The 13,579-nt window shown below is 36.2% G+C and carries 8 protein-coding genes; 7 read left to right on the top strand and 1 reads right to left on the bottom strand.

Translation table 11 applies throughout. The annotated features are described in order from the left end of the window. Positions 1-610 precede the first annotated feature (610 nt). From GGQ60_RS03035 to GGQ60_RS03015, 5 genes are all read left to right on the top strand, one after another. Positions 611-844 carry a helix-turn-helix domain-containing protein gene (locus GGQ60_RS03035; RefSeq protein ID WP_183759911.1) on the top strand — a complete coding sequence of 78 codons (234 nt, stop codon included), beginning with the start codon at positions 611-613 and terminating at the stop codon, positions 842-844. A gap of 432 nt (positions 845-1,276) precedes the next feature. Beyond that, entirely contained in the window at positions 1,277-2,524 is a 1,248-nt protein-coding gene (locus tag GGQ60_RS03030) for a putative phage abortive infection protein (protein ID WP_183759910.1), read from the top strand. Next, positions 2,521-6,186 (top strand): ORC-CDC6 family AAA ATPase, encoded by a 3,666-nt coding sequence (locus GGQ60_RS03025; protein ID WP_183759909.1) that lies wholly within the window; start codon positions 2,521-2,523, stop codon positions 6,184-6,186. The genes GGQ60_RS03030 and GGQ60_RS03025 overlap by 4 nt, the downstream gene beginning before the upstream one ends. 26 nt (positions 6,187-6,212) lie before the next feature. Further along, positions 6,213-7,670, top strand: coding sequence for an ATP-binding protein (locus GGQ60_RS03020; RefSeq protein ID WP_183759908.1), 1,458 nt, complete (start codon positions 6,213-6,215; stop codon positions 7,668-7,670). Next, positions 7,667-10,120: a Z1 domain-containing protein gene (locus tag GGQ60_RS03015; RefSeq protein WP_183759907.1), complete on the top strand. Its 2,454-nt coding sequence runs from the start codon at positions 7,667-7,669 to the stop codon at positions 10,118-10,120. Before GGQ60_RS03020 ends, GGQ60_RS03015 begins: the two co-directional genes overlap by 4 nt. A gap of 164 nt (positions 10,121-10,284) precedes the next feature. Here GGQ60_RS03015 and GGQ60_RS03010 read toward each other — a convergent pair whose 3' ends face one another. Beyond that, positions 10,285-11,262 (bottom strand): S24 family peptidase, encoded by a 978-nt coding sequence (locus GGQ60_RS03010; protein WP_183759906.1) that lies wholly within the window; start codon positions 11,260-11,262, stop codon positions 10,285-10,287. Between the two features lie 124 nt (positions 11,263-11,386). Between GGQ60_RS03010 and GGQ60_RS03005 the strand changes: the two genes are divergently transcribed. Both GGQ60_RS03005 and GGQ60_RS03000 read left to right on the top strand, forming a co-directional pair. Then, positions 11,387-11,587, top strand: coding sequence for a hypothetical protein (locus GGQ60_RS03005; protein ID WP_183759905.1), 201 nt, complete (start codon positions 11,387-11,389; stop codon positions 11,585-11,587). A gap of 4 nt (positions 11,588-11,591) precedes the next feature. Continuing rightward, on the top strand, positions 11,592-13,541 hold the full coding sequence (locus GGQ60_RS03000) for a hypothetical protein (RefSeq protein WP_183759904.1): 1,950 nt from the start codon (positions 11,592-11,594) through the stop codon (positions 13,539-13,541). Positions 13,542-13,579: the final 38 nt, after the last annotated feature.

Here is a 13,579-nt window from a genome sequence, read left to right as displayed (position 1 = left end):
ATTGTAGCACCCTTGCCTAAAAAGCAATTAAGGGCTGGTACCAAGCTAAATTAACCCACCGGGGACTTTGTGCGCTCTCATCACACCTAGCCTCTGCTCTTTCGGGCTATTTTATACCTGGTAATGCTGGCCTGCACTACGATGGAGAACAAATAACGTTCTTTAACAAGAGTTGTAGGGAATAATCTTTTACCACTTCCCCGAAGTGATCACAATTGATGGCGGTTAATTTGTTCGTTTTCATAAACGGTAGTTTTATGTAAAACGATGTACCCCAAAAGCAAAAGGAAACCAGATTGGTGAGAAATCAATAAGGCGGACTCCAATGCTTTTGAACGTGGTACCGTCAAGAACCGCTCAAGCCGAAGCTTGAGTTCTGCAAAAGACTAACATGAAGTCCGCCCTATTGAATATAAGGTATCACGAAGATAACAAAATCCAATAGATACGGCGAACTCACGGTCGGCTCATGCAGAAAGTTTGACGGTTTTCGTTCATGAGTGACATCGTTAAAGCCAGGTTATCCCCAACTCAATTTGTCGCTATAAATAACTGATAACAAATATATAAAAGTTGATTAATAAAAGCAACTTTTTATTTAAATAATTTTATGATCAATCGAATTGGCGAGGTTTTAAAAGAAAAAAAAGCAGGTAACAAAGACTTAGTTAAATTCCTAGAAGTTAAAAAGTCGACAGTATCGAGATGGGTTAATAATAAACAACAGCCACCACTTGGAACTTTAAATAGGATCGCCGAATTCTTGCGAGTCGATATCAGAGAATTATTGCATCCAAGCGATTGGAGTAATAGTAAAGTAGAAGAATTTAAGAAAAGTAAATAATACTGTAACGGCTAAGAAATATGGGGTTTATTGAACAGCGATTTACATTTCCTTTGAGAAAACCTAACGGGGAAGTAATGAAATAGTAAAAACCAGAAAGGATAACATTATTCCCCCAATAGCAATTTCGCCCCAAGTATAGTATTTGCCGTTTTCTTTTGGCACAATGAGAGACAGCATGTCTGAAAGACCTTTTCTTAAGTTTTCCATGGTAGTAAAATTATTTATAAAAATAACAGAATTTTAATCTGAATGCATAGCGAATAGAACTCTTCAAAACATAGATATCAAATTGCAATGAAGAAATGAAACCATTATTGTTGCTTATTCTCAATTCAACTATTATAATTATTACCAACTGCTATTAGAAAGCGCTACCTAGATAGTGAAATACAGCATATGAGTTACATCGAAAACTAACACTCCTCAAAAATGAACAGCATAATTTTTTGTTTAATTATTACTATCTCGGTAGCATTATATTTATGGATAAGAAAAATCGACGAAGAGACTATTTTAATATTTCTACTCTGCGCATTCTGCGTTATGCTGTCCATAAGTTTCCTTGAAATAATAGCTAAAAGGTATGAAATTTTTGATGGAATTGGAGATTTAGATATGAGTGCGACGGGACAAGTCGGTGATTTTATAGGTGGCGTAGTTGGCACATTGGTTGCCGCTATCAGTATTGTACTTTTATATAAAACGCTGACAGCTCAACGAGAAAGTTCTAATAATCAAGCAAATGAATTTGCGAAGAGCCAAAATGAGAGCAGATTTTTCGAATTACTGAGAATTCACAGAGACAATGTTAGCGAAATAGAATTCGAGTATATTGAAAATAAGAGTAAAATAGCTAAATCAAGACACTTTTTCGTTGTTGCCCATAAACAATTGGAATTTGCTTTTACAGAATTCGACGAATACATAAATCATTACAAATTATCTATTTCTGATATATACGAAAACGAATATTTAAATAAGTTAAAGGAAAACAAAACTATTATTGATCGAAATATAAATGACTATATACTGTTGGCCAAAATGGATGTGTGTTACTTAGTCTTATTTTTTGGTGTAGGAAAAAATGGAAAGGAGGAAATAATTGAAATATTAAATGCAAAGTATAAAAATTCATTCGTGAATGCTATTATTGACTTTTATAGAATGAAACCCTCTGGATCTTCGAAATATCATAAAACATGGAAAGCTCTAATTAAAGACAATGAATTCTTCAATAATTATGAAGCTATAGCACAAGAAAGGGAAGACTGTGAAAATGATGAAACGCCAAATAACGACTTAGCTTATGGATATAATAATCAATCTGCTTATTATCCTGACAACTATATTAAGTATTACGGTGGCCATCGATTTAGGCTAGGGCACTATTATCGTCATCTATATCAACTTGTTTGTTTTGTACATTACAATACTGAACTTTCACCGGATGAAAAAAAGAATTATACACGGATAATAAGAGGACAACTTTCAGACTATGAACAAATTTTATTTTTTTATAATAGCATATCTCAGCTCGGCCGAGTTTGGGAGTTGGCAAGTAATAATAATGAAAGTATAGATAAAAATGATCATTTAATATCCAATTACAATCTTGTAAAAAATATATCTAAGAGACCCTTGGTTAATAATATACAAACTCAATCAATCTATCCATGAAAGACAAGTTTTCATGCTTCTTACACCCTAAAAAAGATGACTATGCGGAAAAATCACTTGATGACAAATGTCCTGAGTGTAATTTACCATATGGTTTTCCTTTATTAGAAGATTTTATGCCTGAAATAATAAATGAGTATAAAATTGTCCAACCATTGGGAAGAGGGTTTTATGGCGCGACTTACCTGGCCGAAAGAGATACTAAGATCAGAACAAAAAAAGTTGTTCTAAAAATCGTTCCGAAAAAAATCTACCAGCTTTTTGAGAAAGACTTTTATAATGAGTGTAGAACACACGTTGAAGCGGCAATTGAAGCTGATCATATTGCAAATGTAGATGATGCTTTCGACGAAATAATTGAATTCAAAAATGGAGAAAATATCGATTGTTATGTTGCTATATTAGATTATATAGAGGGACAAACATTAAAATCTTATATACATTCGACTGTTTTAATTCCCGTACAGACAATAGCACAAATTGCTATAGACTGTCTTCGAATTCTTGATGAATTACATAAAAGAAATCTTTTTCATAATGATTTACACTTTGGCAATTTAATTGTAAGTGACTTAAAGAAAAATAATTACAGGATTGGCGAAATCAACGGAGCTATAAAAGTATATGTAATTGACTTTGGATCTTCTGGGAGTAAATCTCAAAGCGACCCAGAAAAAAACAGATTAGGAGATCTGCATTGGGTTGCAAAAATTTTAGAAATTTTAAGTAAAAAAATTCTAGATTCTCCGAATACTTCAGAAGAAAGAGATTTTCGCCTAGCTTTATTATTGGAGGAACGAGCCAAAATAATATTTCCATCTGTATCTAGTCAACGTGTCTTTTCTTTTGATGAAGTAATTTTACATATCAGGCAGGTTTTCACTCAGGTTACATCTCCTTGGAAAGATCCATTTGAGCTAAGGAGTTTCAAAGATTCTTATAACGCTCAAACCCTTTCTCCTTGGTTTGTTCCTTACCTATTAGTCGATGATGAAGATAAGTGGATTTCTGAAATTACGAGTAGAGGTCCCCAAGTTATAACAGGTATGAGGGGATGCGGTAAGACTATGTTAATAAGGGCATTGCAATTTCATGCGAGAGCAACACCACAAAATGAAACGGAAAAAAAGGAGCAATCCAATATTTTAAACCGACTACGTAAGGACAATTATTTAGGAATCTACGTATCATGTACTAGGCTGCTAGATAGCTTAGGTTCACACGAGCAGTCTTTAAATTCTCCATTCGAGAGGCTTTTTGTAGCCTATTCCCTCGAAGCCTTGAATGCGATCAGACACTTGAGAGAACTCAATTCTAATGCTATAAAGTCTGATGCCTTCAAAATTATAGCCGAAGTAGTGGAAGCTAATATCAGCAATTGCCAACCATTTAATCAAACAACATCTGAATATGAGATTGAAAAGTCTCTAGTAAGTATTTTAAATATTCTTAGTAAAGGAGGGCAAAATCTAAAAATATCTTCTAATCCTGCTATAGTCTTTAATGAACTAGCAAAAGCGATAAGAGATTGCTCCCATAATTGGTCTAGTACATATATACTCTTTCTATTGGATGATGTTTCTACTAGATTTTTAAATGATCAAAATATTATTTCATTGGTTTCTTCACTACTTTTTCAAAGCGAAGTTTGTGCTTTTAAATTCACAACTGAAGCACAAACACTGGAAATGGTAATAAATTCGCCAGGCAATATTGAACAAGCAAGAGTAGGAAGGGATTATCAAATATTTGATTTAGGAGAACAGGTTAACGATAAAATTCACTCAAACAAAAACGAAGGCATAGCATTTGTTGAAAAGATATTATTTAAACGTTCACTTTATCACTCAGGGCATCCCAAGAACATCTCCCCAAGCGATTTATTAGGCAACCAAACTCTTCAAAATATCGCTATTTCGATAGCCACAGAAAGTAAATCATCTTCAAAAAAAACAATTTACCATGGTATAACGGCTATAGCTGGTGTATGTGTAGGCGATATTGGTGATATAATAACACTATACGAAAAAATATTAAAAAACTGGAAAAAAAATACCCCTTTACCTATAAGCCCTAAAGCACAAAATGAATCATATCTTGAATTATGTAATTCAAGAATATTTGATATAAATAGAAGGAGTACTAAGTTGTTTGATTTTGCGGAATCCTTTGCGGAAGCTGCACATCATCTTTTGGTACAATCATATAAACGAAGTAAAACTGCTAATAAATTGAGATTGAGGCAATATTCTTCTATTTTTATCAACATTTCAAGTGGGAATATTCATGAGCAAAACAAACAGGTTAGGGAGTTAATTGACGCAGGAATTTTCAATTTTTCCGGTGGGCCTGAAGCCTCGAGGACTAATAGGCAAGGTCTAAATCCTCAACAACAATATAAATTAACATTTCGTAAGATATATGGCCTCAACAAACACATTGGCCTCTCTCAGAGCGATCGTTTTGAGCTCTCTGGAGAAGCTTTAGAAAAATGGTTGAGTAATCCAAAAAATGGAAAAGAGATATTAATTAGAAATTTGGCTAAAGATACTATTTATACTGAAGTAGATGCGTTAGATTCCGAAGAAACAAATTTTGTAGGAGATAAAGGATATCAAACAAATTTATTTGATAACATTAAGTTCCCAGAAACTAATAAGAAAAACCATGAAGATAATCTCGCTTTTTTAATGGACAAGCTTCCGTTAATATACCCTCAAGAAATTTCACTTTCTGCCATAAAAAAAATATCGACTTACATCAGTTCTTACGGATTTGAGGAGGCTACATTAGCATCCGCAAAAAATCTACTGTCATTAAAGGCAATCCCAGCAATCTTCATAGAATTTGACGAGATCGGACAAAAGGAAAGTATAAAAAAATTAGCCACCAAAGTTGACTTAAAATATTCTGAGGTTAATTATACGGCATTCGATCTAAAAAAATCAATTGTAAAGGCAAGTACCTTATTAGATATCACAGGAATACCGCAATCCCTTATATTTAAGCTTGTAGCCAACAGCTTAAACAAAAATGGTGAAATAAGTATAGCACTTACCAAAGCAAAAAAATATTATCCACTAAATGAAGATATTACCAATATCTTAGACAAAAGCAAAGAATCTGAAGATAAAACAGCGATATTAAAATCTATATCTGAAGTACTAAAGGGTGAAGGTGGCCCTTATAAAATCATACCTCTGCTTCCTGTCGAAACGAATTATTCGATACGTAGAGTTTTAGTTGCGTTCGCATCAGCTAAACACGAGCGGCTATATTCTTTGTTAGATGAAAGAGAATTTGACAGAATTATCATTATAATCCCAAAAGGCAACTCATCTAGAAATAGACTCGCAAGAATAGCAGCAGACATTGCTTTAACGAGGTTTAATAATTGTGAATTACATGAAATAGATGAAGATTCGGTAGATGAAACTATCAAATTCATAGCATTACAATATCAGACTTATTTTATAAATCAGAATTTCAGCTTTGAGATCGCTTTAAGTGGCAATAAAATTCAAGCATTATCGGCTGCACTAGTATCACAGTCGCTAAAAATTAACCAATGTTGGTATATACATCCTTCAAGATGGGATACTAAACGTTTTACTAAAGGAGCAGAAAAAACTATTATTTACAAAATAAAAAATAATAAATGAAGGCTACGAACATCTAATCAATCACCATGAAAAACTATATCGCCGAAACTGCAAAACCAAAACCAAAATCTACCATAAATTCCTACAGAAGTTTTGGCTATAACCTGTCTACAGCGATAGCTGACATTATAGACAACAGCATTTCTGCAAGTGCTGATGAAATTCGTATTGAATACCAATGGAAGGGACAGAACTCTTTCATTTCTGTCCTGGATAATGGCAGCGGAATGAATCAGGAAGAATTGGTGATAGCTATGACGCCTGGAAGTAAAGACCCTGAAGAAGAAAGGCACGAGAAAGACTTAGGAAGATTTGGGATGGGTTTAAAAACCGCTTCATTTTCACAATGTAAGCGGCTTACATGTATTACTAAAAAAGAAAACTATAACCTTATCAAACGTTGTTGGGATATCGATTTTATCAATGACGAAAATGAATGGTTTCTTTTAGATTTTGTTTCGGAAAGCTCTTTTTTAGATATTATTGAGAACCAAAAATCTGGCACTTTAGTTCTATGGGAAAAATTAGATAGAATAGTTGGCAATGCCGATATAAATAATGAAGCAGTTAAAAATGCATTTTACCAAGAAATGCAAATAGTAAGAACGCACTTAGCACTCGTTTTCCATAAATTTATTGAAGCAAAAAAGATTAAAATTTATTTTCAAAATGAAGAATTAGAACCCATTAACCCCTTTCTATTAAATCTGGCTGCGAAGCCAGAAATGGGCTTACCAGAGACTTTTGGTAATGTAGAAATTACCTATTTCATTTTACCACACATGTCAGAAATAGGAAAGGAAGATTATGAAAAATCTGGAGGTGCTTTAGGCTGGTTTCAACAACAGGGATTTTATATTTACAGAGGAGACAGATTGTTGGTAGCAGGCGATTGGTTGGGCTTAGAGAAGAAAAGAGATTATTCCAAGCTGTCACGTATTGCAGTAAACTTTTCTAATGCCAACGATTTTAATTGGAACTTGGACATCAAAAAATCAACCGCCACTCCTCCTATTGAAATCAGAAGAGAGCTTTCTAGAATTGCAAAAATTGCAGTTATGAAATCTGCAAAAATTTATAATTGGCGCGGACAAAAAACGTTAACAGCATATACAGAACATAGCTATGAGCCTCTTTGGAAAGATGAAGTAACTCGAAATGGAATAAAGAAGTATAAAATCAATAAAAAACATCCAATTATCAACTCCTTACTTAATGAAAAAAACAAACTTTTAACCAAAGCCTTAAAATTACTTGAAGATAACGTTCCTATCGATTTGATATTAAGCAACCAAAATGAAGATCCTGCTTTTCACGAGTTAGAAAAGCATAACGACATACCTAGCGACGAGCTTATCAGTTTAGCTGTAGAACTTTATAAAATTTATCTGGCACAAGGAATTCCAGAATCTTTAGCTAAGCAACAATTGATGAACTCTACACCTTTTAATCTATTTCCACTAATTGACGACTATCTAAAATGAGCACTTTATTACAATCTGCGAGAGCAATTTCGCATACACTATTGGCATTACACCAAGGAGAGATTACCGATGACATTTTATTAAATGTTATTGAAAAAGCATCGGCTATCAACATTGTTGATGGGCAAACTTTAGATAAGCAAGAATTATTTGAAATTCTTCGTGCTGATTTCAGCATTGGTAAAGGAGCAATTACCGAACTTTATGACAAAGACGTAACTCCTTGGTTAAATGATGAAAAAGCAAATATCAATTTTGAACTATGGAATAGGTACAAGCTTTATATGGCAGAAAACGACCCGTCTTTTCCGGTTAACGATTTAGATGATTTTACCGACAAAATATTAGACAAGTGTATAAATCCTAGAGACAGTAATTCCTGGGATAGACGTGGAATGGTAGTGGGCCACGTGCAATCTGGAAAAACGTCTAACTACGTGGGATTAATTAATAAAGCTACGGATGCTGGATATAAAGTTATAATTGTAATTGCCGGAACAATTAGTTCTTTAAGGAGACAGACACAAGAAAGGATAGATTCAGGGTATATTGGTAGAAATAGTTCTGCATTTATCAATAACAAAGGAGAAAATAAAATTATCGGGGTTGGTAAATACAAAGTAAATACCGACATCTACTCGTTAACTTCATCGTATTACAAAAATAATGACGAAGGAGATTTTAGTCAATCTATAGCAAACAGATTAAATATTCCTATTGGTAAAAACCCAGTAGTATTTGTAATCAAGAAAAATAAAAGCATTCTTGAAAACCTGATAGATTGGTTTGCAAAAGATGTGAATGCAAAAATTGTGAATGGCTCGCCAAAACTTTTCAACGTTCCCGTTTTAATTATTGATGACGAAGCTGATGCTGCGTCAGTAAATGCTTCAAAAAGTATCGAAGATATAAAGACCATCAATCGATTAATCAGAACACTGCTAAACTTGTTCAACCAAAACACTTTCATAGGCTATACTGCTACACCTTATGCAAATTTGTTTATCTCACAAGAGCATAATGATGAATTAAAAACAGTTGTAAAAAACAAGGAATATAAAATCGGAGAAGATTTATTTCCGCGAGATTTTATTATCAACATTAAAGCACCAACAAATTACTTTGGTGCCGCAAAAGTATTTGGATTTGAAAACGTTAACGGGGAAGAAAAAGAACCTTTGGATATTTTCAGAGAAATCGATGATTTTGATCCGCCTTTCTTCAAGACCATAAATAAATCTAATAAAGAAGAATTACCAGATTATCTTCCACCCAGCCTAGAAAAAGCAATAAAATCATTTATTTTAACCTGTGCAATTCGTAGATTGAGAGGGCATGAAAAAAAACATAATTCAATGCTCGTTCACGTGGCTTTGCTAGTAAAATGGATTGATAGAGTTGCTTACTTGGTAAATGCAAAAGCTAAAGAATTTGCAAATGCAATCAATAGTGAAGACAAAAGCATCTTAAAAGAACTGAGAATAATATACGAAACCGACTTTGTTCCGACTACTGACAATATCTTAAACAACCTGGATTACAAAGACATTCGAATTAAGCAACATTCTTGGGAAGAAGTTAAGAAGGAGTTAAAAAAGGCAGCATCAAAAATTGATGTTCGTGCTGTCCATGGCACGCGATCTACAACAAATTTGGAATATCACAATATTGAGGAAATTGATTACGGCCGGTACGAGCAAGGCTTATCTGTGATTGCAGTGGGTGGAAGTAGATTGTCTAGAGGCATCACGTTAGAAGGCTTGTCTATAAGCTATTACCTGAGAACTACAAAAATGTACGATTCGTTGATGCAAATGGGTCGCTGGTTTGGCTATCGCCCTGGATATGTAGATTTATGTAGGTTATACACCACTGAACAGATTTTTGAATGGTTCAATCATATTACGATGGCAACCGAAGAGATGCGAAATGATTTTGACGAAATGACAGCATCGCATCAACGTCCAAAGGATTTCAGATTAAAAGTGAGAAATCATCATGGACTAATGACGATTACAAGTTTAGCTAAACTTAATTTCTCAAAGAACATTGAGATATCATTTTCTGGAACCAACCCTCAAACCTATCAATTACTTAAGACAAAAAAGGCAATTGAAAATAACTATAAAGCATTAGAAGACTTAATTTCTGCTATTGGGTTTCCTGAAAAGCCGAATAGGCAAGTAACAAAAGGAAAAGTAAGATATTTATTTTATCCAGGTCAGGATGCCAGTCCAATTTGTAATTTCATTGACGCTTTTAAAACCGAACAGCCAAGCATCAGGAATGCGACATTAAGCGAGTATATTAAAGATCAGTCTAAAAACTCAAATATTAATGAATGGAGCATTTGCATAATTTCCAATACAGACGACAAGGTATTTATTGATTACACAGGCAATACACCATTGAAAGAGATTATAGGGGGTATTCCATTTATACCAAAATGAACTATTCCACCCCGTGCGAAAAATCGCGCTCAATTGCACAGAAACAAGGATTTTAGCCTATTTCGTGCAAAAGGCGATTTAATTCGACAATTACATTTGCTTGTATTTTGCTTGTATTTTTGGCGCTGTAGGTTGGCGCCTCCTTTGATGGTGTTTAATACCCGTTAAATACCGTTTAAACTCTGCTTTAATTGCAGAAACTCTTCCCTCAATTTCATCATTTCGTGCATGCCCACCTCCAGGTCGGAGATGCGCCTATACGTATCGCCTGGTGCCGCAAAGTGCGAGCTGATATACAGCTTAGGGAACCATATTTCGATCACGTCCTCAGGGTAGATATCCAGCGGCGTAAACTGGTCTCTGTTCTCCAGGTTATCCGATTTGGCAATAAGGTAACCGTATTGAGAAACGCGGTTTAAAAGCCTTTTAACCACAATTCCGTCGTTTTTTGTTACTACGATGTGGACACGTTCATCCCTAATTCGGTCTAAACTTTCTACCCATTCCCCTATCACAATATCCTTATTATGCAGCGTCGGTTTCATACTGTCGCCCTCTACCTCAAATGCCCTGTAAGTGGAGTTATTTAGCCCTGGCAAACTGTACGATGGTAGGGTTTCGATATACTCAGGATCGGCATATCCATTGAGATAACCAGCCCTTGCTTTGATGTTAACCAGGCTGATCGTATTTAGCCCTTTTGTATCTACCGTTACCACCTGTGGAAGGCCAAAATTGAGAGTTGGGCTTACAGTTGGGCTTACAGTTGGGCTTACACTTTTTATAGTTGGGCGGACAGTTGGACGGACAGTTGGACGGACATTTTGCCCCTGTGTAGAGGGGGGGGTACTAGTATAAATATCGGTGCTTTGAGGGTAAAATTCTGTAGCTGTAGGGGGGGTATCATGTTTTTTGTCCGTTAACATCTCCCCTTTTCCAGTGACTAACCAAATTAGATTAATGTCTAAAAAATGATCATTTATTTTAGATAAAATATCACTTCCTATCGATCCCGGCCTGTCTTCTTTAGCCGTATTTCGTATATATCCATTAGCTAACCCCAAATTTTTCTCAGCAACAGACGGCCTTATGTCTTTGGTTTCCAGGTATTTAACAAGTCTGTCGATTGTTCTGTCTATCACGGTAATATAAAATGAGAAAAATGTCTAAAAATATTTGCATTTAATAGATATATATCTAAATTTGTGAACGCAAAGGAACACTATGCAAAGCAAAGATAAAAATATTAAAACGAGAAATACCAAAATGAAAAATACAGGGCCACAGCTTCCGGCTGACCAGTTAGCTGACATTGTGGGTTGCTCGGTAAGTACAGTAAAAAAAGTGCGTACCAATAAGCGATCTGACGAAACGGTTACCGGTTTAAAAGTTAAGGTTTTCGACGAATTATATGAGGCGGGAACCACAGAGTTAATTAGTCACATCAAGCAAATAGTTAAGATTTAGGCGTATGAGAATCCACGACAAACAGATATGCCTGGACTATAGCGAGCTTGTTCCGGCAATAATGACTAAAGACACTTACGACAAAAATAAATCCAGGGGAAACCTGCAGACTGTCGGTCGTGCTTGTTATGGTAAAGAGGCATTAATTTCCTTTGATAGTTTACCATCCAAATACAAAGCTGCTGTTGTGGCAAAGTATGGCGACCCTAACCAATACCTGGCTAAGGAACCAATTGCCGAGCAGGTAAAACTGAATTGGGATTTCGCCGCCGAAAAGTATTACCGCACGTTTAAACTGAGCGATACCCGCATGCTGCCTGAGACGTATGTCTCAAAATATACTGAAATGGCCAGCTGGTTAAAAACTATTAACCGGTTTATGAGCGACAAAAAGGCGTTAAAACGCTCATTAAATATAACAATAGCCGAATTCTGGGAAAACGTTACCGCACTGATCCGCTCGAAAGACATTGCACTGCCAACCAACGCCAGAAGCTTAAAAAACAAGCTTGCCGATTTTAACCAGATGGGTTACGATAGTTTAGTTGAAACCTGGCGGTTTGGCAACGATAACCGCAAAAAGGTTAAGGATGACGAGGCCGAGGACAGGCTGATCACGATGATAGAAGACCCGCACATGCACGATAACACAGTGATTGCGGCATTTTATAACCAATGGGCTTTGGAGACAGGCCGCGAAACCATTTCACCCGCTACCGTAGGTTACCGCAGGGAGCAAAACAAAAACATGATCATGCTAAGACAAAAAGGTGCTGCGGCAACTTATGCCGCATTGAGCAAACAGATACAACGTAAACGACCATCAGCGCCGTTATTGCTTGTAAACAGTGACGACAACATACTGGATATGTTTTTCATCGCCGAAAGTGGCAAAAAGAAAAATTATTACTACCGCCCTGCGCTTTACGTGGTGATGGATGCTTATAACGATTATATCCTGGGCTGGGCAATTGGCGAAACGGTTACGATCGACCTGGTAAAAGAAGCCTACCGCAATGCAATGGCGCATGTGCGTGAACTTACCGGAAACGATTACATGTGGAACCAGATTGTAACGGATCACTGGGCGATTGATCAGAAAAAAGAGGGCGCACTGGCCACTTTCTTTTCCAGCCAGGCACATTTTACACCGGCTACGGTAAAAGTTGCCCAATCTAAATACATTGAGCGCGCATTCGGTGTAACCTGGCACCAAAACCTCAAATTATACCCTAACTACTCGGGTTTTAACATCACAGCAAAGGAGCGCATAAGTACCGATGCCATTGAAAAGGCTAAAAAGAACTTCCCATCAAAGGATAAAGCGGTTGATGTTGTTGCACACTTTATTACCCGTATGCGCCAATCTATCAACCCAAAAAGTGGTAAAACACGCCAAAATGAGTGGTTAGATGCTTTCGAAATATCGCCAAAAAGCTCAGAAAGGCTGTTGGATACCGAAAAAAGGTTCGAATTGTTCGGAATTCAGCACAAATACACCAATAAAATTACTACGCGCGGTATTGACGTGACGATAGACGGCGTAAAGCACGGCTACGATGTACCTGAACCGCTTTACCTTGAAAATGTAGGCAAAACGATATCTGTTACGTACGATCCGTATGATTTTAGCCAGGTATTGGTTACCGATGGTAAAGGATTGCGCTTTATTGCTGGGGCGGTGTACAAACAGCCTTCGGCACTGGCCGATTTTGAAGAGGGCGACCGCACCAGGTTAAACAGCTTGTTAGAAAACAAAAAAGAAATGATGGTGCAGATCAGCACCAAGCTAAACGAAAGATTAGACAGAATGGCGCGTAATGGAATTGATGCCGAAAGCCTTTTACAGGCCGGTGCGTCGGTACCGAAAGAACTTGCGCACGCTGCAAATAAAAGAATTAGTGCCGCTTCGGAATACGTGGACACCGAAGAGAGTACCAGATCAATGTGGTAAAAAAAAAGGTGTGGCCACGACACCACACCAATTCGATA

Source organism: Pedobacter zeae (assembly GCF_014196715.1).
Taxonomy (GTDB): Bacteria; Bacteroidota; Bacteroidia; order Sphingobacteriales; family Sphingobacteriaceae; genus Pedobacter; species Pedobacter zeae.
This window is presented reverse-complemented; position numbering and strand designations above follow the sequence as displayed.